This is a genomic window from Polaribacter sp. YIW18 (assembly GCF_057219325.1).
Genome location: NZ_JBXVVE010000003.1, coordinates 305,686 through 326,601, shown reverse-complemented (window position 1 = coordinate 326,601; position 20,916 = coordinate 305,686). Strand labels below are relative to the sequence as shown.

Annotated in this window: 18 protein-coding genes; 15 read left to right on the top strand and 3 right to left on the bottom strand. The window is 29.6% G+C overall.

The window, feature by feature from the left end; genetic code table 11:
• Positions 1-225: 225 nt before the first annotated feature.
• From AC2D6T_RS05415 to AC2D6T_RS05395, 5 genes are all read left to right on the top strand, one after another.
• Positions 226-1,026 carry a pentapeptide repeat-containing protein gene (locus AC2D6T_RS05415; RefSeq protein ID WP_484680733.1) on the top strand — a complete coding sequence of 267 codons (801 nt, stop codon included), beginning with the start codon at positions 226-228 and terminating at the stop codon, positions 1,024-1,026.
• A gap of 292 nt (positions 1,027-1,318) precedes the next feature.
• On the top strand, positions 1,319-3,094 hold the full coding sequence (locus tag AC2D6T_RS05410) for an AMP-dependent synthetase/ligase (protein WP_298946872.1): 1,776 nt from the start codon (positions 1,319-1,321) through the stop codon (positions 3,092-3,094).
• Between the two features lie 203 nt (positions 3,095-3,297).
• On the top strand, positions 3,298-4,125 hold the full coding sequence (locus AC2D6T_RS05405; RefSeq protein ID WP_484680732.1) for an ion transporter: 828 nt from the start codon (positions 3,298-3,300) through the stop codon (positions 4,123-4,125).
• 1 nt (position 4,126) lies between these two features.
• Positions 4,127-5,044, top strand: coding sequence for a tRNA (adenosine(37)-N6)-dimethylallyltransferase MiaA (miaA, locus tag AC2D6T_RS05400; RefSeq protein WP_484680731.1), 918 nt, complete (start codon positions 4,127-4,129; stop codon positions 5,042-5,044).
• Between the two features lie 68 nt (positions 5,045-5,112).
• A complete protein-coding gene (locus AC2D6T_RS05395) occupies positions 5,113-5,631 on the top strand; it encodes an OmpH/Skp family outer membrane protein (RefSeq protein WP_484680730.1) in 519 nt (172 codons plus the stop codon).
• A 52-nt stretch (positions 5,632-5,683) separates the two neighbouring features.
• On the opposite strand, the gene AC2D6T_RS05390 is transcribed toward AC2D6T_RS05395, so the two are convergent.
• Positions 5,684-5,908 (bottom strand): hypothetical protein, encoded by a 225-nt coding sequence (locus AC2D6T_RS05390; protein WP_484680729.1) that lies wholly within the window; start codon positions 5,906-5,908, stop codon positions 5,684-5,686.
• Between the two features lie 19 nt (positions 5,909-5,927).
• Entirely contained in the window at positions 5,928-7,322 is a 1,395-nt protein-coding gene (locus tag AC2D6T_RS05385; RefSeq protein WP_484680739.1) for an MATE family efflux transporter, read from the bottom strand.
• Positions 7,323-7,451: 129 nt separating this feature from the next.
• Between AC2D6T_RS05385 and tpx the strand changes: the two genes are divergently transcribed.
• The 6 genes from tpx to ribB are packed head-to-tail and all read left to right on the top strand — an operon-like array spanning position 7,452 to position 14,150.
• Complete coding sequence (gene tpx, locus AC2D6T_RS05380) at positions 7,452-7,949, top strand: thiol peroxidase (protein WP_484680728.1); 498 nt, start codon at positions 7,452-7,454, stop codon at positions 7,947-7,949.
• Positions 7,950-7,953: 4 nt separating this feature from the next.
• Positions 7,954-8,334 (top strand): diacylglycerol kinase family protein, encoded by a 381-nt coding sequence (locus tag AC2D6T_RS05375; protein ID WP_484680727.1) that lies wholly within the window; start codon positions 7,954-7,956, stop codon positions 8,332-8,334.
• A gap of 30 nt (positions 8,335-8,364) precedes the next feature.
• Positions 8,365-10,833 (top strand): FtsK/SpoIIIE family DNA translocase, encoded by a 2,469-nt coding sequence (locus tag AC2D6T_RS05370; protein WP_484680726.1) that lies wholly within the window; start codon positions 8,365-8,367, stop codon positions 10,831-10,833.
• 1 nt (position 10,834) lies between these two features.
• The gene (gene lolA1 / locus AC2D6T_RS05365) at positions 10,835-11,491 is read left to right on the top strand and encodes an outer membrane lipoprotein periplasmic chaperone LolA1 (protein WP_484680725.1); all 657 of its coding nucleotides are present in this window, start codon (positions 10,835-10,837) and stop codon (positions 11,489-11,491) included.
• Between the two features lie 60 nt (positions 11,492-11,551).
• Complete coding sequence (locus tag AC2D6T_RS05360; protein WP_484680724.1) at positions 11,552-13,000, top strand: LptF/LptG family permease; 1,449 nt, start codon at positions 11,552-11,554, stop codon at positions 12,998-13,000.
• 4 nt (positions 13,001-13,004) lie between these two features.
• On the top strand, positions 13,005-14,150 hold the full coding sequence (gene ribB / locus AC2D6T_RS05355; protein WP_484680723.1) for a 3,4-dihydroxy-2-butanone-4-phosphate synthase: 1,146 nt from the start codon (positions 13,005-13,007) through the stop codon (positions 14,148-14,150).
• A gap of 94 nt (positions 14,151-14,244) precedes the next feature.
• On the opposite strand, the gene pepE is transcribed toward ribB, so the two are convergent.
• Positions 14,245-14,946 (bottom strand): dipeptidase PepE, encoded by a 702-nt coding sequence (gene pepE / locus AC2D6T_RS05350; protein WP_484680722.1) that lies wholly within the window; start codon positions 14,944-14,946, stop codon positions 14,245-14,247.
• 70 nt (positions 14,947-15,016) lie between these two features.
• Between pepE and AC2D6T_RS05345 the strand changes: the two genes are divergently transcribed.
• The 4 genes from AC2D6T_RS05345 to AC2D6T_RS05330 all read left to right on the top strand — a co-directional run bounded on the left by AC2D6T_RS05345 (position 15,017) and on the right by AC2D6T_RS05330 (position 20,886).
• Positions 15,017-15,847: a peptidase associated/transthyretin-like domain-containing protein gene (locus tag AC2D6T_RS05345; protein WP_484680721.1), complete on the top strand. Its 831-nt coding sequence runs from the start codon at positions 15,017-15,019 to the stop codon at positions 15,845-15,847.
• 30 nt (positions 15,848-15,877) lie between these two features.
• Positions 15,878-16,375: a DUF6702 family protein gene (locus tag AC2D6T_RS05340; protein WP_484680720.1), complete on the top strand. Its 498-nt coding sequence runs from the start codon at positions 15,878-15,880 to the stop codon at positions 16,373-16,375.
• 24 nt (positions 16,376-16,399) lie between these two features.
• Positions 16,400-18,529, top strand: a complete 2,130-nt coding sequence (locus AC2D6T_RS05335; RefSeq protein ID WP_484680719.1) for a M1 family metallopeptidase — start codon at positions 16,400-16,402, stop codon at positions 18,527-18,529.
• Positions 18,530-18,681: 152 nt separating this feature from the next.
• Positions 18,682-20,886: a M1 family metallopeptidase gene (locus AC2D6T_RS05330; RefSeq protein ID WP_484680718.1), complete on the top strand. Its 2,205-nt coding sequence runs from the start codon at positions 18,682-18,684 to the stop codon at positions 20,884-20,886.
• Positions 20,887-20,916: the final 30 nt, after the last annotated feature.

The window sequence follows — 20,916 nt, the reverse complement described above, 5'->3', positions numbered from 1 at the left end:
ACACCAAATCAAATGCATCAACAAAATAAAGTCAAAAGAAAACAATATAAAAGCAAAAAAGGCAGTGATATAAAATCACTACCTTTAGATTATTAATTCTGTAACGCTATTTCAGGACGTCACAACACTTAGCGACAAATTAATTCATTAAAAAAAAATAAATTAAGTGTCACAAATAAAAAATTAAGTGGTCTTTTTATAAAACAATTCAAAATTCAATATAAAATGAAACATAAAATTACACTACTAATATTTAGTTTATTTCTTTCAACAACTTTTTCTTTTGCTCAAAAAACAATAGAGGCTTCAGATATTATGCAAGATGTAAAAAATGGAAAATCTATATCTTATAAAAACACTACCATTGTTGGTGTTTTAGATTTTACTTACATGGATGATGCTTTAGATAAATTACCAGAAAGAAAGAAAAAAAGTGGTTGGTTTAATTGGAGCTCTAACAACTACTCTACTAACCAAGTTAAAAAAATGATCGATGTAAACATATCTTTTGTAAACTGTATATTTAAGGGTGATGTTTTAGCTTACATTCCTCATGAAGACTCTGGCTATACATTTACAGCAAGTTTTAAAAGTGATGTTATTTTTACCAACTGTAATTTCGAAAGAAAAGCCATGTTTAAGTACTCTCGTTTCGAAAATGAAGCAGATTTTTCTAAAAGTATGTTTGATGATGACACCTCTTTTAAATACGCTAAATTTGACGACAAATCTAGTTTTTCAAACACTACTTTCGATGAAATTGCAACATTTAAATATGCAAAATTTAGCAGTAACATAAGTTTTTCCAACGCTTTATTTAAAGATGCAGCTACCTTTAAATATACAAAATTTCACGATGGTGTATCATTCAAAAACACAAAGTTTGAAGAAGACTTAAACATAAAATACATGCAAGTTTCTGGAGATTTTATTATTACTAACATGAATGTAGCCTATGATATAGACTCTAAATACACAAAAATTAACGGAAAAAGCTTTAGTAAGTATTTAATAGACGAAAAATAGGTATTCACACCCATATATTTGTAAACGTTTCTTAATAAATTGGTCGTAATAGACAACGTTGATTTTAGAGTCTTACAAAACCAAATAATGCGAACTTATTTATTAAAAGAAGCTAATGTGCTTTTTAAAAAAATAATTCTCCCAAATTATCATTTATAATGAGAGTGATTAATTTCTTTATTCTATAAGAAAAATCTATATAATTAATTATTTGTTAATAATAAATCTCTTTAAATAAGTATTTGTTAAATAGCTGTAAATTTCCTAATTTGCGTTACTCAAAACAAAACACATGTCCATAGAAATTAAAAGATTATTTGATTTTCCATATTACCAATTAGAAACCTATAATTTAAATAAAGCATTTACCACAAAACACCACAGTGGTTGGCAAAGTATTTCTACACAAGAATATATAGATCAAGCCAATAAAATTAGTAGAGGCTTACTTAGTTTGGGCATAAAAGCAAACGATAAAATTGCTGTAATTTCTAGTACAAACAGAACAGAATGGAATATTTGCGACATTGGAGTATTGCAAATAGGTGCACAAAATGTACCAATTTATCCAACTATCTCTAAAGAAGATTACGAATATGTATTAAATCACTCAGAATCAATTTATTGTTTTGTTTCTGATATAGAGGTATTAGAAAAAGTAAATACAATAAAGAAAAACACTAAATTAAAGGGTGTTTTTACTTTTGATGATATTGCTAGTGAAAAATCGTGGAAAGAACTTTTAAAAGCAGGAGAAGATACATCTTTAGATACAGAATTAGAAGCACGAAAAAAAGCGGTAAAGACAGAAGATTTAGCAACTTTAATTTATACTTCTGGCACAACAGGAAAACCAAAAGGTGTGATGTTATCTCATAAAAACATTGTTACAAATGTTTTAGCTTCTAAAGAAAGAGTACCTTTAGATTATGGTAAAGATATAGGTTTAAGTTTTTTACCAGTTTGCCATATTTTTGAACGTATGATATTGTACTTATATCAATATTGTGGCGTTTCTGTATACTTTGCAGAAAGCATAGAAAAACTCTCTGAAAACGCCCAAGAAATAAAACCAAACGTAATGACAGCCGTACCACGTTTGTACGAAAAAATTTACGATAAAATTATTTTAAAAGGAGAAGCCTTATCTGGTATTAAAAAAGCACTTTTCTTTTGGGCGGTTAATCTAGGCTTAAACTACAAACCCAATGGTGAAAATGGATGGTGGTATGAGAAAAAATTAAAAATTGCTAAAAAATTAATATTTTCTAAATGGCAAGCTGCTTTGGGTGGCCAACTAAAATTAATGGTTTCTGGTAGTGCAGCATTACAACCAAGATTAACCAAAGTTTTTACGGCTGCTGGTATGCCTATTATGGAAGGTTATGGATTAACGGAAACATCTCCTGTTGTATCTGTAAATGATCAAAGAAACAATGGTTTTAGAGTTGGTACTGTTGGTAAAGTAATTAAAGATGTAGACGTAAAGATTGCAGAAAATGGTGAAATTTTAGTAAAAGGACCAAATGTAATGATGGGCTATTATAAAGATGAAGAAAAATCTGCTTCAGTTTTAAAAAATGGATACTTTCATACAGGTGATAAAGGAGAGTTTGATAAAGATGGTTTCTTAAAAATTACAGGTAGAACCAAAGAAATGTTTAAAACTTCGGGTGGTAAATACGTAGTACCACCACTTTTAGAAGGCGATTTAAAACAATCTTTATTTATAGAACAAGTAATGGTTGTTGGCGAAGGAGAAAAAATGCCAGCAGCAATAATACAACCCAATTTCGAGTTTATTGTAGGTTGGATTAAACACAAAGAATTAAATATTGGTACTTCTAACGAAGAAATTGCAAATTCTGAAATTGTAATTAAAAGAATTCAAAAAGAAGTAGATAAGTGTAATAAAAATTTCGGTAAATGGGAACAGATTAAACGTTTTGAACTAACACCTAATGTTTGGTCTATAGATGAGGGCCATTTAACACCTACCATGAAAATGAAACGAGAAATTATAAAAGATATTTATAAACATTTATACGAGAAAATTTATAGAGATTAACAAGAAAGCCTTACAAAATGTAAGGCTTTTTTTATATCGTGATAATATCGTTATTAAATATAAAGAGTAATTTACCAGACTTAATTAACTAAAATCTTAGTATTATATTTTTACAAACCCCTATAAATACTAAGAAAATTAGCTGATAATATTTTTAAATTCATTTAATATTTGTAGTATTGTAGTAGTAAAATATCTATATTTTGAAAAAAACAAACGATAATACATCTTGGAAAGAGAAACTTCATGAAGTTATTTATGAGGCAGACACCAAAGAAGGTAAATTATTTGATGTTATTTTATTGATTGCCATTATTGCCAGCATATTAGTGGTAATATTAGAAAGTATTAAAAGTTTTGATGCAAAGTATCATTATTTTTTAAATATAAGCGAATGGATTATTACCATCTTATTTTCTATAGAGTATATTTTGCGTATTATTTCTATAAAAAAACCATTGAAGTACATTTTTAGTTTTTATGGTGTGATAGATTTTTTATCAACCATCCCAAAATACTTATCGTTTATTCTGGTAGGAACACATAGTTTAGTTGCTCTAAGAGCGTTAAGGCTGTTACGTGTTTTTAGAATTTTAAAATTAGGTCGTTATATAGGTGCTTCTAATAGATTAATAGTAGCTTTAAGAGCTAGTAAAGCTAAAATTGCAGTTTTCTTATTTTTTGTTGTAATTGTATGTATTATTTTAGGTACTGTTATGTATTTGATAGAAGGTGAAGAAAATGGTTTTACCAATATACCAGTTAGTATATATTGGGCAATTGTAACTTTAACCACTGTTGGTTTTGGCGATATTGCTCCACAAACACCACTTGGTCAATTAATTGCAAGTGTTATTATGATTTTAGGCTATTCTATAATTGCCATACCTACAGGAATTGTAAGTTCTGAAATGACAAAATCTGAAAGTGACAATAAAGATCATAATACACAATCTTGTCCTTCTTGTTTAAAAGATTCACATAAAGAAAATGCTACTTTTTGTTACAATTGTGGTAGTGTTTTAAATTAAAATGAAAGAAACTAAAAACACCTTACTTGTTGTTGTTGGTCCTACAGCGATTGGCAAAACCGCTTTAAGTATTCAGTTAGCCAATACCTTTGATACAAGTATCATTTCTTGTGATTCTAGGCAATTTTATAAAGAAATGAGCATTGGAACTGCTGTACCAGAACCAGCAGAACTTGCTGCTGCAAAACATTACTTTATACAAGATAGAAGTATTTTTGATACATATAATGTAGGGGAATTTGAAAGAGATGCTCTAAAAAAATTAGACGAACTTTTTAAAGAAAATCCCATTCAAATAATGGTTGGTGGTAGTGGTTTATATGTTGATGCTGTTTTAAAAGGCTTAGATTATTTCCCTGAAGTACCTTTGAAGATAAGAGAAGAATTGACAGAAAAACTACATAAAGAAGACTTAGAAACATTACAAAAACAACTAAAAGAATTAGATTTAGAAACGTATAATACTATAGAGATAGAAAATCCACATAGGGTTTTAAGAGCATTAGAAGTATGTGTTAGTTCTGGCACACCCTACTCTACTTTTAAAAATAAACCCAAAAAACCAAGAAATTTTAATGTAATTAAAGTGGGTTTAAATGCTGATAGAAGTATTATTTACGATAGAATAAACAAACGGGTGGACCAAATGATAGCAAACGGTTTATTAGAAGAAGCTAAAAAATTATATCCTCAAAAAAACTTAAACGCACTACAAACAGTAGGTTATAGAGAGTTATTTTCTTTTTTTGATGATACTTTTACCAAAGAATTTGCCATATCTGAAATTAAAAAAAATACTCGAAGATTTGCCAAAAGACAATTAACTTGGTTTAAAAGAGACGCATCAACATTATGGTTTGATTATAAAACAGATTTACAAGAAATTGTATTAACCATAAAAAAGAAATTAGATATTTAACTTTTTTATGTGTTTGATATTTTGGTAAACCCTACTCTTTTATATCTTTGCGGATTCAAAATAACATTATGAAACTAAAAATTACCTTATTATTAACTGCATTTTTAAGTGTAAATGCAATTGCACAAACAAAAGTTGGCACCATAGATAGCGATTATATTATAAATTATATGCCTGAGGCTAAAACAGTTGTAGGAATGGTACAGAATTATGGTGCAAAATTAGATTCCTCTTTTGTAATTAAAGTAGAAGACTTTAAAGCAAAATTAGAAGCCTACAAAGCCAAAGAAAAAGAAATGGGAGAACTTGAAAAAAAAGTTACTCAAAAAGAGTTGAATGAATTAGAGGCAAATATTCAACAATACCAAAAAAACGGGAATACGTTAATGGGCTTAAAAAGAGACGAATTAATGAGACCTCTTTATAAAAAACTTAATGATGCTATTTCTTGGGTAGCTAAAGAAAATGGTTACACACAAGTATTAACTACAACTGGTAACCAATTTGCTTATATAGATGAAAAATTTGATATTACAACTTTAGTTATAAAAAAATTAGGAATTGTAATTCCAAAAGAAAAAAAATAAACAAATAAGTTTTAAAAAAAATCCTCATATTTTTTAAGCATGAGGATTTTTTTTATTCGTATTGTTTCATTTCTTCGTCGTAAAAAGTACCAGCTTTATCCATCAAATCTGCTAATTCTGTAGCAATGTCTTCTTCATTTTCTCCGGTTAAATCTTCAAACCATTCTACTTCGTCATCTTTTAGGTTGATAACAAATCTGGGAAACTCTGTATGCAATACAAAAATATCATCAGGAAAATTGCTGTTATCTGCAAGTAAAAATTTTGGTAAATTCATGTTTTTGTAATTATCTTTTTTAAACTATTGTAATTGTTTTTTCTTTATTTGCTATTAATTTTAAAGTTAAGGAATTAAATCTAATAAATAACAAAATAGAAGCTGTTGTTAAGCCTGCTAATAATCCTAGCCAAATACCAAAACTACCATACATATCTTCCTTTCCTAAAAAGTAAGAAACAGGAAAACCTACTACCCAATAAGAAATAAAAGTTAAAATAGTTGGTATTTTTACGTCTTGCAAACCTCTTAAAGCCCCTAAAACAACCACTTGTATACTATCCGAAATTTGAAAAAAAGCAGCTGCTAATAATAAATTAGACGCAATTTTTAACACCTCTGTATTGTCTTTAAAATTGGCAGCATCATTTAAATCTACATAAATATTGGGCAAACTTTTATGAAAAATAAAGAATATAATTGCAAAGATGGTTGCTAATAACACTCCTAATAAAAATATAGAAAATGCTATTCTACGCAACTCTTTATAATTTTGCAATCCTTTTTGATTGCCAACTCTAATCATAGAAGCCACACTTAAACCCATAGCTACCATAAATGTCATAGAAGATAAGTTTAAAGCAATTTGGTTAGCTGCTTGCGGATTTTTACCCAACAAACCACTTAACCAAATGGCTGCAGTAAAAATAGCTACTTCAAAAAACATTTGCATGGCACTTAAAGAGCCTAGTTTTATAATTTTTTTGATCATAAAAAAATCAATAACAAAGAGTTGAATATTTTTTACAATTCTGCCTGAACGTTCTTTAAATCTTAATAATAACCACAAATAAATGACCATAATAATTCTAGAAACTAAAGTACCATAAGCTGCTCCAACTATACCCATTTCTGGAAAGCCAAATTTTCCGAAAATTAAAATATAATTTAAAAAGATGTTTACAATATTAGCCAATAAAGTAGCGTACATAGGGTACCTAGTCATAGACATGCCATCACTAAATTGCTTTATAGCCTGAAAAATAATTAAAGGTATTAAAGAAAAAGCCACCAAATCTAAATAAGGTATTGCCAAAGCAACTACTTCTTCTGGTTGCTGCATTAAATACATTAATGGCTTAGAAAAAAATACTAATAAAAATAATAAAATTCCTAAAGTAGTACATAATATTAGACCGTGTTTGTAAGCTGATCTTGCTTGTGTTAAGTTATCAGAAGAATCTGCTTCTGCTATTAGAGGAGTAATGGCTGTAGAAAAACCAATACCAATAGACATCGCAATAAACATAAAACTATTACCTAAAGAAACAGCAGCCAATTCTGCTGTACCTAACTGCCCAACCATAATGTTATCTATAAAACTCACAAATGTGTGCCCTAACATACCTAACATTACTGGTGCGGCCAGTTTCCAATTGTACTTAAACTCAGATGTGTATTGAGAAATATTCAACAAAAAAAGTTTTTTTCTTTTTGCGAAGATACATATTATCACTAAAAAAAAGGGGTTAGAACTTATTGGTTTTTACTTAATTTTTTGAATAAAAATAATTACTTTTGAAAAACATAAGAAATACAAAAAATGGCAAATATCACGTTAAAAGGAAACGCAATAAACACAATAGGTAATTTACCAGAAGTTGGTAGCAAAGCACCTGAATTTAATTTAAAAACAATAGATTTAAATACAAAAAAACAATCTGATTTTGAAGGTAAAAAAGTTGTATTAAATGTTTTTCCTTCTATTGACACTGGTACTTGCGCTACGTCTGTTAGAGAATTTAACAAAAAAGCAGCAGAACTAAACAATACTATTGTTTTATGTATTTCTAAAGATTTACCCTTTGCACAAGCACGTTTTTGTGGTGCAGAAGGTATAGAAAATGTAGAAATGTTGTCTGATTTTGCTACAGGTAGTTTTGGTAAAGATTATCAATTAGAAATTAAAGATGGGCCATTAGCTCACTTACACTCTAGAGCTGTTATAGTCTTAAATGAAAATGCAAATGTAGTATATACAGAACAAGTATCTGAAATTGCAGATGAGCCTAATTACGAAGCCGCTTTAAAAGCTATTTAATTGTATGAAAAACCCAAATGATAGTTTTATTAAAGGTAGAATACGTAGTTTAAAATTCGCTTTTAAAGGTGCATGGCTTTTAATAACTACAGAAGACAGTATAATGGTACAAATTTTTGTGGCAGTTATAGCGACTGTTTTAGGTTTTTACTTTCAGATTTCTAACATAGAATGGATGATTCAGCTTTTAGCAATAGGCCTGGTTTTAGTGGCAGAATCTTTAAATACAGCTGTAGAAAAAGTGGCTGATTTTGTACATCCAGATTTTCATATAAAAATAGGTTTTATAAAAGATATTGCAGCTGGAGCACCTACTTTTGCTGCTATTATTTCTTTAATTATTGCCGGTATTATATACATTCCAAAAATCAATTTGCTATTTTAGCAAACACTCTATAAAACATTTTAATATTTAATGACAAAAAAGAAACTTAGCAGTAAAAAAACAATAACTTCAACAGATGAAAAAACAAATATGTTAACGTTTTTAAAAACAAAACAAGCAAAAACTATCATTGCTGTATTTTTAATGTCTTTCGCTATTTTTTTGTGTATTGCTTTTATTTCCTTTTTCTTTAACTGGCAAGAAGACCAAAGCACACTAACAAAACTTACAGATAAAGCTGTTAAAAGTAAAAACTTGTTAGGTAAAATTGGGGCTAGTTTAAGTCACTTTTTTATATACAAAAGCTTCGGAATTGCTTCGTTTATAATTGCCTTTCAAATATTCTTAACAGGTTTATACATCCTTTTTCAAAAAAAACTCTCAAAAATTGTTATTTCTTGGAATTGGGCGTTAATTGCAATGCTTTGGCTTTCTGTAACTTTAGGTTTTTTTAACACTAAACTTGCACTTTTAGCTGGTATTGTGGGTTTCGAAATGAACGAATACCTACAAACTTTTATAGGACAAACAGGGTTAGCTATTGTATTAATTTTCTTTTTTATAACGTATTTAGTAATTCGCTATAAAGTTAGTTTTGATGCACTTATAAATAAAATTAAACAAAAAAGAGAGGCTGCAAAAACAGCTAAACTAGCAGAAAGTAATGCTTTTGAAACCACTACAAATAAAGAAAACACAAGTGAAGTTGTAGATACAGAAACTACAAACACCATTTCTTTTAAAAACGATAAAAAAGAAAAATCTGAGTTTGAAAAATCTCTCGAGGATTTAAAACCTACAATTTCTAAATATTCAGATGTTTCATCTAAAAAAGAGCAAGAAATACCTTTAGAAGTAGAAGAAAACTTAGAGCCTGTTCTAAAAACAAAAATTGCCAAAGAGGAAGAAACTGTTGCAATAGACATAGAAAAAGTTGAAGAAGAAGAAGCATCTACAGAAAACTTATCTGATAAATTGGTAAAAGATTTTGGTGAATTTGACCCAACATTAGAGCTCTCTAACTTTAAATTTCCAACATTTAATTTATTAAAACAATACAATGAGAGTATTTCTATTGATCCAGAAGAGTTAGAAGCAAATAAAGATAGAATTGTAGATACTTTAAAAAACTACAAAATTGGAATCGAAGAAATTAAAGCCACAGTTGGCCCAACAATTACCTTGTACGAAATTGTTCCAGAAGCAGGAATTAGAATCTCTAAAATTAAGAATCTAGAAGACGATATTGCACTTTCTCTAGCAGCCTTAGGAATTAGAATTATTGCACCAATTCCTGGTAAAGGCACCATTGGTATAGAAGTGCCTAATAAAAAATCTACCATTGTTTCTATGCATTCTGCCATTTCTTCTAAGAAATTTCAAGAATCAAATATGGAGTTACCTATTGCTTTGGGTAAAACTATTTCTAACGAAACCTTTGTGGTAGATTTGGCTAAAATGCCTCACCTTTTAATGGCTGGTGCTACAGGGCAAGGTAAATCTGTAGGATTAAATGCAGTACTAACATCTTTATTGTATAAAAAACATCCTGCTGAAGTAAAGTTTATTTTAGTAGATCCTAAAAAAGTAGAATTAACACTTTTTAATAAAATAGAACGTCATTATTTAGCAAAATTACCAGATACAGAAGAGGCTATTATTACAGATACAAGTAAAGTAGTAACTACCTTAAATTCTTTGTGTATAGAAATGGATAATCGTTATGATTTACTTAAAGTAGCTATGGTTCGTAACATAAAAGAATACAATGCTAAATTTAAAGCCAGAAAATTAAACCCTAATGACGGGCATCAATTTTTACCTTATATAGTTTTGGTTATCGATGAATTTGCTGATTTAATAATGACTGCTGGTAAAGAAGTAGAAACCCCAATTGCACGTTTGGCACAATTAGCCAGAGCCATAGGGATACATTTAATTGTGGCTACGCAAAGACCATCTGTAAATGTAATTACTGGTATCATTAAAGCGAATTTCCCTGCAAGAATTGCTTTTAGAGTAACCTCTAAAATAGATTCTAGAACCATTTTAGATGCACCTGGAGCAGACCAACTTATTGGACGTGGAGATTTATTGTTTTCTGGTGGAAATGAAATAAAAAGAATACAATGTGCCTTTGTAGATACACCAGAAGTAGAAAAAATAACCGATTTTATTGGTTCTCAAAAAGCCTATTCTGAAGCGTACCAATTACCAGAGTATGTAGATGATGAAAGTGGCACCAGTATTGATATTGATATAGAAGATAGAGATAAATTGTTTAGAGAAGCCGCAGAAATTATTGTTACAGCACAGCAAGGTTCTGCCTCTTTATTACAAAGAAAATTAAAATTAGGATACAACAGAGCAGGAAGATTGATAGATCAGTTAGAATCTGCTGGAATTGTTGGGGGGTTTGAAGGCAGTAAAGCAAGGCAAGTATTAGTTCCAGATTTAGTGGCTCTTGATCAATTATTAGAAAATGAAAAGAATATTTAAAATGAAAAAAATAATAAGTTTATTTTTAAGTTTATTTTTAACAACGATTGTTTTTTCTCAAGATTCAGAAAAAGCAAAATCTTTATTAGATGAAGTTTCTGCAAAAATGGGAGCTTACAAAAACATGTACATTGGTTTTAGCCAAACATTAAGTAACGAAGATGCAGGGATTAAGGAAGGTGATGAACCCCCAATTAGAGGCGAAATCAACTTACAAGGAGAAAAATACAACTTAAATTACTTAGGAAATCAGTTTATTTACGATAGTAAAAAATTGCATGTTATCAATCATGATGAAAAAGAAATATCAATTTCTGAAGGAGATATAGAGGGTGATGATGGTTTTGTATATCCCTCAAAATTATTAACTTTTTACAAAGAGGGTTACACCTTTAAAATGGGAAAACTACAAAACACAAAAGGAAGAAAAATACAATATGTAATTCTAAACCCTAAAGATAGTAACTCAGAAATAATTCAAGTTGAATTGGGGATAGATGCAAAAACCAAGCATATTTATAAATTAATCCAAACAGGTACCAATGGTTCTAAAACCTCTTTTACAATTACAAAGTTTAAAAACAACGAAGATTTACCGAAAAACTTTTTCACTTTTAATAAAGACAAGTTTTTAAGTAATAATTATATAATTGACTAATTTTTTCAATTAACAATAAATTAGTAGCGTATTATTAATTAAGCAATTACTTTTGTTGCAATGAAAATTTTAGATAAATACATCTTAAAAAGCTTCTTAAAACCTTTTATAGCTACTTTTTTAATCGTGCTTTTTGTATTGGTAATGCAAATACTTTGGCAGATTTTTGAAAATGTAGCTGGTAAAGGAGTTAGTTTTATATTTATTTTTAAACTTTTATATTATACAACTTTAGGTATTGTACCTCAAGCATTACCTATAGCCGTTTTACTATCTTCTATCATGACTTTGGGTAGTTTGGGCGAAAACTACGAGTTTGCAGCTGCTAAATCTGCTGGTATTTCATTACAACGCTTGGTAAGACCACTCATCATTTTAACACTAATTTTTAGTGGCATCAACTTCTTATTCTTAAATAATGTTTTTCCGTATGCAACTTTAAAGCAACGTAACCTTTACTATAATATCAAAAAGAAAAAACCTGCGTTAGCATTAGTTTCTGGTAGTTTTAATAGTGATATTCCAAATTATCAAATAAAATTTGAAGAGAAATACGGTGAAGAAGAAAATCTCTTAAAAAAGGTTTTAATTTACGATTTAAGCAACAGAAATGGTAATACAAAAGTAATTACAGCAGAAAGAGGTAAAATTTTATCAGAAGAAGGTAGTAGATATATGACCTTTATTTTATATGATGGATATTATTACCAAGACCACACAAAAGAATATAGATCATCAAAAAAAAGAAAAAGAATGCCTGCTTCTCAAGCAACATTTAAAGAATACGAATTCAATATAGATATTTCTAATATAGTTGGAGATGGTAAATTAGACGAAGAAAGAGTTAAAAACAGCTATAATATGAGAACTCTAAATCAGTTAAATGATACCATACCAATTCTAAAAGCAAGTTATAACGAATTGTTAGCAGCAAGAGCAAAAACAATAACCAGTATTACTACTGCAAAAAAACTATACAAATACAAAGATTCTTTAAAAACAAAATTTATAGATTCAACGAATATTTTAAATAATTTTAACTTAAGGGAACAAATTAACATTTTAAATGCTGCAAAATCAAAAATAAATTCAGCTTTTAGCAATGTAAAAAACAATGTAGATGGCGTTAAATGGAAAAGAAAAATGTTAAACTTTTTTGATTCTGAATATTATGGTAGAATAGCCCTTTCTTTTTCATGCTTAATATTATTTTTTATTGGTGCTCCATTAGGCTCTATAATTAGAAAAGGTGGTTTTGGTTTGCCTATGATTTTAGCAATATGCATCTATGTACTCTACTTTTTTGGAAATACAATGGGTAAAAACTTAGCTGAAGAAAGTTCTATTTCCTCTTTAATGGGAGCTTGGATTTCTACTATGGTTATGGTTCCTCTTGGTATTTTCTTAACCAGAAGAGCCACTAATGACAAAGGTATTTTTAATGTAGATGCCATTACACAACCCATCATTAATTTCTTTAAAAAATTTAAATCTAAAAAAGACATATAAGTATATGACTAATTTACAAAGCAAAAAAAACACCCAATTAAACACTATTGCAGATGCTATACAAGACATTAGAAATGGTAAGGTAATAATTGTGGTTGATGATGAAAACAGAGAAAATGAAGGAGATTTTTTAGCTGCTGCAGAAAAAGTTACACCAGAAATGATCAACTTTATGGCAACTCATGGGCGTGGCTTAATTTGTGCACCACTTACCGAAAAACGTTGTAAAGACTTAGATTTAGGAATGATGGTTTACAACAATACAGATCCGATGGAAACTGCCTTTACAGTTTCTGTAGATTTGCGTGGTAAAGGCGTTACAACAGGTATTTCTGCCTCAGACAGAGCGTTAACCATAAAGGCCTTAATAGAAAAAAATACAAAACCTTTTGATTTGGCAAGACCGGGTCACATTTTTCCATTAGTAGCTAAAGAAGGTGGTGTTTTAAGAAGAACTGGTCATACAGAAGCAGCTATCGATTTTGCACGTTTAGCAGGTTTAGAGCCAGCAGGTGTTATTGTAGAAATTATGAACGAAGATGGAACCATGGCACGTTTACCACAACTTTTAGAAGTGGCAAAAAAGTTCGATATCAAAATAGTTTCTATAGAAGACTTAGTAGCTTACAGAATGGAGCATGACTCTTTGATTGAGAAAAAAGAAGATTTTAACATCAACACACGTTTTGGCGAATTTAGGTTAAGAGCTTACGAACAAACTACAAACAATCAAGTGCATATCGCTTTAACAAAAGGTTCTTGGTCTAAAAATGAGAGTATTTTAACTCGCGTAAATTCAACATTAGTTAATAATGACATATTAGGTACATTAACCAATAATGCAGATAAAAAATTAGACCAAATGTTTAAAGTGATTAACGATGATGGTAAAGGAGCTATCATTTTTGTAAATCAACAGAATCAATCGCAAAACTTAATTAGTAGACTTAAAATATTAAAAGAAAGCCAAGAAAAAGGGATTATGAAAGCCCCAGATATTAAACTAGACAATAAAGATTTTGGTATTGGTGCACAAATTTTACACGATTTAAATATTAGCAAACTAAAACTAATTACCAATTCGCAACAAACAAAAAGAGTGGGTATTATTGGTTATGGTTTAGAAATTGTAGATTATATTGAATATTAGTGCGTATGACTTAGTTTTTAAAATGAATAAAAAAACTTTGTATATTAATGAGATTGAAAATAATTTAAAATTTTCAATCTCATAAACTTCAAAATCAAACAACCACTTCTCTCCCACTTTCTAATTCAAAAGGCACTTTATTTTGTTGAAATAATCTTGCAGTATATTTTCCTTGTAAAGTAATGCTGTTGTCATTTACTTCTAACCAACTACCTTCTCTTAAACCCAAAACTGGTGTCTTATTAAACACATGAAACTCTTTAATTCTAGTTGCTCTAGTTTCTCCCATATGCGTAGAACCTTTTACAGGATCTAAATAATGCGCATTAATATTAAAAGGAATACAACCTAAAGTTGTAAAACTTGGTGGATATACAATAGGCATATCATTGGTATTCATCATAGAAACCCCACAAATATTACTACCTGCACTTGTACCTAAATACGGTACACCTTTTTCTATAACAATTTTTAGTGATGCTAAGACCTCTTGTTTATAAAGTTGATTTACCAATTCAAAAGTATTTCCTCCTCCTGTAAAAATACCTTCAGCCTCTAGAATTGCTGCTTTGTAATTATCAAATTCATGTAAACCTTTTACATTTATATGGATGCCTGCAAAAGCTTTTTTAGCTAAAGCTGTATATTTTTCGTAAGAAATTCCACCTGGTCTTGCAAAAGGTATAAACACAATTCTTTTAACATTTGCAAAGTGCTTTTCTAAAGTGGGTAATAAATACTCCAAATAACCACTCCCAAAAATGGTAGATGTACTTGCAACAATCATTTTTTTCATATCTCAAAAATAAAAAAAATGTTTTTAACAGAAGTTTATCAGATAATTTTATAAATTTAAAAAGATTAATATGAAATTTGTTAAAATCATTGTTAATATGCAAAAAAAATTACTCCTATTATTTTTATTAGCATTTGTTGTAAGCTCTTCTTTTTCTCAATTAAGAAGAACAATTATAAATGGTAAAGTAACAGATTCTTTAAGTACGGTTAGAAATGCCAATATCATCAACTTAAAAACCAACCAAGGTACTTTTACTTCTGATAATGGTGAATTTCGAATTTTTGTAAAAGAAGGAGATTCTTTACGTTTTTCTTCTGTACAACACATTACAAAATTTGTAGTTGTAAAAAAGAATAATGTACTAGAAAAACTACTTAAAATAAAATTAAAATATAGAACAATTGTATTAGATAGCATTGTGCTAAAAAAACACAATTTAAGTGGTAGATTAGGTATAGACACCAAAGATGTACCTTTTAATAAAAAAGATTCACTTTTAAGAGAAGTCATGAATTTATCTGATGTAGATATGAATGTTGTTGGTCCAATAGACGAAATAGACAAAGCAAAACCACCTTTAAATAATACAGACCCAACTGTAAACTTTGCAGGTGCAGGTGCTAGTGTTACAATGGCTTTTAAACATTCAGAACGTTTGTGGGCATTAAGAAAAGAACTAGCTAGAAAAAAAGATTTTCCTTATAAAATCATGTCAGAATTAGGAGAAAAATTCTTTTTCGAGCAATTAAAAATACCTGTAGAAAATTACTTTCATTTTTTAGAGTATTGCAATCCTTTAGGTATCGAGAAATTACATAAAGAAGATAAGGTTTTAGATATTATTAAAATTTTTAGAAGAGAAAGTAAAACCTACTTAGAAGTTATAAAAAAAGAGTAAATTGGCGCAATAATTGTTTTAATAACAAGTATGAAAATAAATAAACTACTACTATTTTTTTTAATAGCAACAATATTCTCTTTTACAAGCCATAAATATTATTTAAGTTTAACTCAAATTAAATTTAAAGAAAATGCAAAAGCCGTTCAAATAATTACTAGCGTTTTTATGGATGATATTGAGCTGGCACTAAACAAAGATTACAACATAGATTTACAACTTACCACCAAAAAAGAATTAGAAAATAACGATATCTATTTCGAAAAATACCTAAAAAGCAAGCTAAGTTTTAAAGTTAATGATATTGCTGCCAATTTTAATTACATTGGTAAAGAATATGAAGGCGATTTGGTTTACTTTTATCTAGAAATAGAAAATATAAATCAAGTAAAATCTATAGATATAGACAATAAAATATTAATTAAACATTTTCCAGAACAACAAAACCTTATAAAATCTAAAGTAGGTTCAAAAAACAAAAGTATTCTGTTAACTAAAGAAAATCATCAAAATAAATTCAAATACTAATTCAATAAACAAAAACCAACAATTATGAAAAAACTGGGTTTTCTAATCCTTTCTATGTTTTTTATATCAAGTGCATTTTTGGCACAAGAATCTAAAACCAAACAAGGGCATACCAATCAGAACAAGTTTAAACAGTTAAAAGAACTTTTACCAACGCCTAATCTACAAAGAACTGCATCTGGTGCTCCAGGTATAAAGTACACGCAGCAAAAAGTAGATTATACTATGGATATTCTTTTAGATGATGCAAAGACCAGAATTTATGGTAATGAAACTATTACCTATCACAACAATTCAGATGATACTTTGCCATATTTATGGGTACAATTAGACCAAAATATGAGAGCTGCAGATTCTAAAACCCCAGATATTCAAACAAGCAGAATACCAAGTAAAACCTCAAAAACAAGATTTAACAAAGCTTACATAGAAACTCCTTTTGATGGTGGGTTTAAAATAGAAAGTGTAAAAAATATAGATGGCAGCAATTTATCACACACCATTAACCAAACAATGATGCGTATAAATTTAGCCCAACCCTTAGCATCTGGAGAAAAATTTCAATTTAAAATAAAATGGTGGTATAACATCAATAATCACAGAACACAAGGTGGTAGATCTGGGTACGAACATTTTACAGAAAACAGAAACAACAACTACGTAATTGCACAGTTTTATCCAAGAATGTGTGTGTATGATAATGTAGAAGGTTGGCAAAACGACCAATTTTGGGGAAGAAGTGAATTTGCTTTAGAATTTGGAGATTTTACCGTTAATATTACCACTCCAGAAGACCACATGTTAGGTGCTACTGGTATATTACAAAATCCTGAAGAAGTTTTTACTAGAAAGGAATTAAAAAGATTAGAAAAAGCGAAAAAAACTTTTGACAAACCAGTAATTATTAGAACTCAAAAAGAAGCTGAAAAAATAGAAAAAACAAAATCTAAAAAAACAAAAACATGGAAATTTGTTGCTAAAAATGTAAGAGATTATGCGTTTGCAAGTTCAAGAAAATTTATTTTTGATGCTATGGCTGTAGATATTAATGGTAAAACTGTAATGGCACAATCATTATATTCTAAAGAAGCAAACCCTTTGTATGGAGACCATTCTACAAGAGCAGTTGCACAAACCTTAAAAACATATTCTAGATATACGTTTGATTATCCATACCACAAAGCAATCTCTGTAGATGGGCAAATGGGAATGGAATATCCTCAAATTTGTTTCAATCCAGGAAGACCTAATCCAGATGGAACCTATTCTGACAGAACAAAATACAGAATGATAAAAGTAACCATTCACGAAGTTGGACATAACTTTTTTCCAATGATTGTAAATTCAGATGAAAGACAATGGACTTGGATGGATGAAGGTTTAAACTCTTATATGGAAATGTTGGCAGAATTAGATTACGACCCTAACTTCCCTATCACAAGAGGATATCCAAAAAATATTGTAAGATATATGGCTGGAGATCAATCTAGAATTGCACCAATAATGTCTAAAGGAGACCATGTATATAGTTTTGGTAGCAATGCCTATGGAAAACCAGCTACAGCTTTATGGATTTTAAGAGAAACCATTATGGGTAAAGAGTTGTTTGATCATGCATTTAAAACTTATGCACAAAGATGGAAATTTAAACACCCAACACCAGCAGACTTCTTTAGAACTATGGAAGATGCTTCTGGCGTAGACTTAGACTGGTTTTGGAGAGGTTGGTTTTACACTACTGATGTTACAGATATTGGTATCGAAGGTGTCCGTAAATTTTATGCAAAAGACGCAACTAATGAAACAATAGAATTTATAGAAGATACAAGCGAAGGTTTATCTATAAACAAACCAAAAAAGGCAAAGTCTAAATATTTTTACGAAATTACTTATAACAAACCTGGTGGTTTAGTAATGCCTATTATTGTAGAATTTACTTATGATGATGGCACTAAACAAAAGAAAATGTATCCTGCAGAAATTTGGAGATATAATGACAAACAAGTTACCAAAGCAGTGCATTCAGATAAACAAATTACTAAAATTGTAGTAGACCCAGAGTTAGAAACTGCAGATGTAGACACCTCTAACAATAGTTTTCCAAGAAACAAAGAAGATGGGTTTAGTAAATTTAAAAATAAAATGAAAAACTAAATATTAATTACAAAAAATTTAAAACTGCTTCAAGAAACATTCTTTAAGCAGTTTTTTTTATAATAAAGATTTGTTAAAACATTAACAATATTTAACAAAATTGCATAGATATGCTTAATTTAGGCGACAGAATTTAAACAAAACAATCAAATATGAAAAAACTATCATTATTAGCTTTTTCTTTATTCTTCATTTCTTTTGTATCAATAGCACAAGAAAAAAAAGTAAAGGAAAGCAAAACACAAAAAGGACACACAGACCAAAACAAATTCAGACAAATGAAAGATGTTTTGGCTACTCCAAATGACCAGCATAATGCGGCTGGTGCGCCAGGACATCAGTATACACAACAAAAAGTAGACTATGTTATGGACATTCGTTTAGATGAGCCTAACAATAAAATTTATGGTGATGAAGAAATCACATATCACAACAATTCTAAAGATTATCTAGAATATTTATGGGTGCAATTAGACCAAAATATGAGAGCAGATGACTCAAAAACTCCATTAGCAAAATCTAACAGTGCATCTGCATTTATAACACCAAACAACTTTAAAGGTTCTTTCATGAACGAAAAAAAAGGATTTGGGTACAATATTACAAAGGTAGAAAGTAATGGTAAACCATTATCACATACCATTAATAGAACCATGATGCGTATCAATTTATCTAAACCATTAGCTCCAGGTAAAACGTTTGAATTCAGAATTCAGTGGAATTATAAAATAAACGACATCAACAAAGATGGTGGTCGTTCTGGTTTAGAAGCTTTTAAAGACGGAAATAACAATTATACAATTGCACAGTTTTTTCCAAGATTAGCCGTTTACAATAATGTAGAAGGTTGGCAAAATATGCAATTTTGGGGTCGTTCTGAATTTGCTTTAGAATTTGGTGATTATGAAGTAAACTTAACGGTTCCTTCAGACCACATTGTAGAAGCAACAGGTACTTTACAAAACGAGAAAGATGTGTTAACAAAAACACAACGTAAACGTATGGAGAAAGCTAGAAAATCTTTTGACAAACCTGTTATTATTGTAACACAAAAAGAAGCTGAAAAAACTGAAAAAGGACGTGTAACTAGTACAAAAACATGGAAATTTAAGGCTCAAAAAGTTAGAGATTTTGCTTTTGCTACTTCTAGAAAATACATTTGGGATGCAATGGCTGTAAACATTAATGGTAAAACAGTAATGGCCACCTCTTTATATCCTAAAGAAGGAAACCCTTTATGGGAAGAACACTCTACAAGAGCTGTAGCAACAACCTTGATAGAATATTCTAAATTAACATTCGATTATCCTTATCCAAAAGCAGTTTCTGTACATTCAGAAAGACAAGGTATGGAGTATCCAATGATTTGTTTCAACTTTGGTCGTCCAAATCCAGATGGAACTTATTCTGACAGAACTAAAAAAGGAATGTTAGGAGTAATTATACATGAAGTTGGGCATAACTTTTTCCCAATGATTGTAAATTCTGACGAAAGGCAATGGACATGGATGGACGAAGGTTTAAACTCTTTCGTAGAAATTTTAGCAGAAGATGTTTATGACGCAGAATTATTTGCCTCAAACCCTGCAAAGGAAATTACAAGATATATGGGCGGTGATCAAAGTAACATCTCTCCTATTATGTCTCAAGGAGATTACGTAAAACAATTTGGTCCAAATGCATATTCTAAACCCGCAGCAGGTTTATATATTTTGCGAAAAACAATTATGGGACCAGAATTGTTTGACCATGCATTTAGAACATATTCTCAAAGATGGATGTTTAAACACCCAACTCCAGAAGATTTCTTTAGATCTATGGAAGATGCATCTGGTATGGATTTAGACTGGTTTTTTAGAGGGTGGTTTTACACAACAGATGTTACAGATATAGGTATTAAATCTGTAAAACCATTATACTTAACTGACAAAGCAAGCGAAAGAGTAACTAAATTAAAAGAGCAATACAAACAGTATTTTGATAATTTAGGAGACTTAGTTTACATAACAGACAAAAAGGAAGATGCTAACCCAAATGCTATGAATAAATATGCAGATGGTAAAGAAGTACCTTCTTATATCTACTCTGTAGAGTTCGAAAAACCAGGAGGTTTAATTATGCCAATAATTGTAGAATTAACCTACGCAGATGGTTCAACTAAAAGAGAAACTTTCCCTGCACAAATTTGGATGAAAAGTGATACTTCTGCAAAAAGGGTATTTGCTTCTACTAAAGAAATTACCAAAATTGTAATAGATCCAGATTTTGAAACTGCTGATGTAGATACTGCTAACAATAGCTGGCCTAAAAAAGAAGGTGATAAATTTGATGAATTTAAAAACAAAAGTAAAAACTAAATACTTTTAATTATTTAAATAAAAAGCCTC

Excerpts from the sequence above, each read along its gene's own strand:
- AC2D6T_RS05415 (WP_484680733.1), top strand. The coding sequence starts at position 226 with ATGAAACATAAAATTACACTACTAATATTTAGTTTATTTCTTTCAACA.
- AC2D6T_RS05410 (WP_298946872.1), top strand. The coding sequence starts at position 1,319 with ATGTCCATAGAAATTAAAAGATTATTTGATTTTCCATATTACCAATTA.
- miaA (WP_484680731.1), top strand. The coding sequence starts at position 4,127 with ATGAAAGAAACTAAAAACACCTTACTTGTTGTTGTTGGTCCTACAGCG.
- AC2D6T_RS05395 (WP_484680730.1), top strand. The coding sequence starts at position 5,113 with ATGAAACTAAAAATTACCTTATTATTAACTGCATTTTTAAGTGTAAAT.
- AC2D6T_RS05390 (WP_484680729.1), bottom strand. The coding sequence starts at position 5,908 with ATGAATTTACCAAAATTTTTACTTGCAGATAACAGCAATTTTCCTGAT.
- tpx (WP_484680728.1), top strand. The coding sequence starts at position 7,452 with ATGGCAAATATCACGTTAAAAGGAAACGCAATAAACACAATAGGTAAT.
- AC2D6T_RS05375 (WP_484680727.1), top strand. The coding sequence starts at position 7,954 with ATGAAAAACCCAAATGATAGTTTTATTAAAGGTAGAATACGTAGTTTA.
- AC2D6T_RS05370 (WP_484680726.1), top strand. The coding sequence starts at position 8,365 with ATGACAAAAAAGAAACTTAGCAGTAAAAAAACAATAACTTCAACAGAT.
- lolA1 (WP_484680725.1), top strand. The coding sequence starts at position 10,835 with ATGAAAAAAATAATAAGTTTATTTTTAAGTTTATTTTTAACAACGATT.
- AC2D6T_RS05360 (WP_484680724.1), top strand. The coding sequence starts at position 11,552 with ATGAAAATTTTAGATAAATACATCTTAAAAAGCTTCTTAAAACCTTTT.
- ribB (WP_484680723.1), top strand. The coding sequence starts at position 13,005 with ATGACTAATTTACAAAGCAAAAAAAACACCCAATTAAACACTATTGCA.
- pepE (WP_484680722.1), bottom strand. The coding sequence starts at position 14,946 with ATGAAAAAAATGATTGTTGCAAGTACATCTACCATTTTTGGGAGTGGT.
- AC2D6T_RS05345 (WP_484680721.1), top strand. The coding sequence starts at position 15,017 with ATGAAATTTGTTAAAATCATTGTTAATATGCAAAAAAAATTACTCCTA.
- AC2D6T_RS05340 (WP_484680720.1), top strand. The coding sequence starts at position 15,878 with ATGAAAATAAATAAACTACTACTATTTTTTTTAATAGCAACAATATTC.
- AC2D6T_RS05335 (WP_484680719.1), top strand. The coding sequence starts at position 16,400 with ATGAAAAAACTGGGTTTTCTAATCCTTTCTATGTTTTTTATATCAAGT.
- AC2D6T_RS05330 (WP_484680718.1), top strand. The coding sequence starts at position 18,682 with ATGAAAAAACTATCATTATTAGCTTTTTCTTTATTCTTCATTTCTTTT.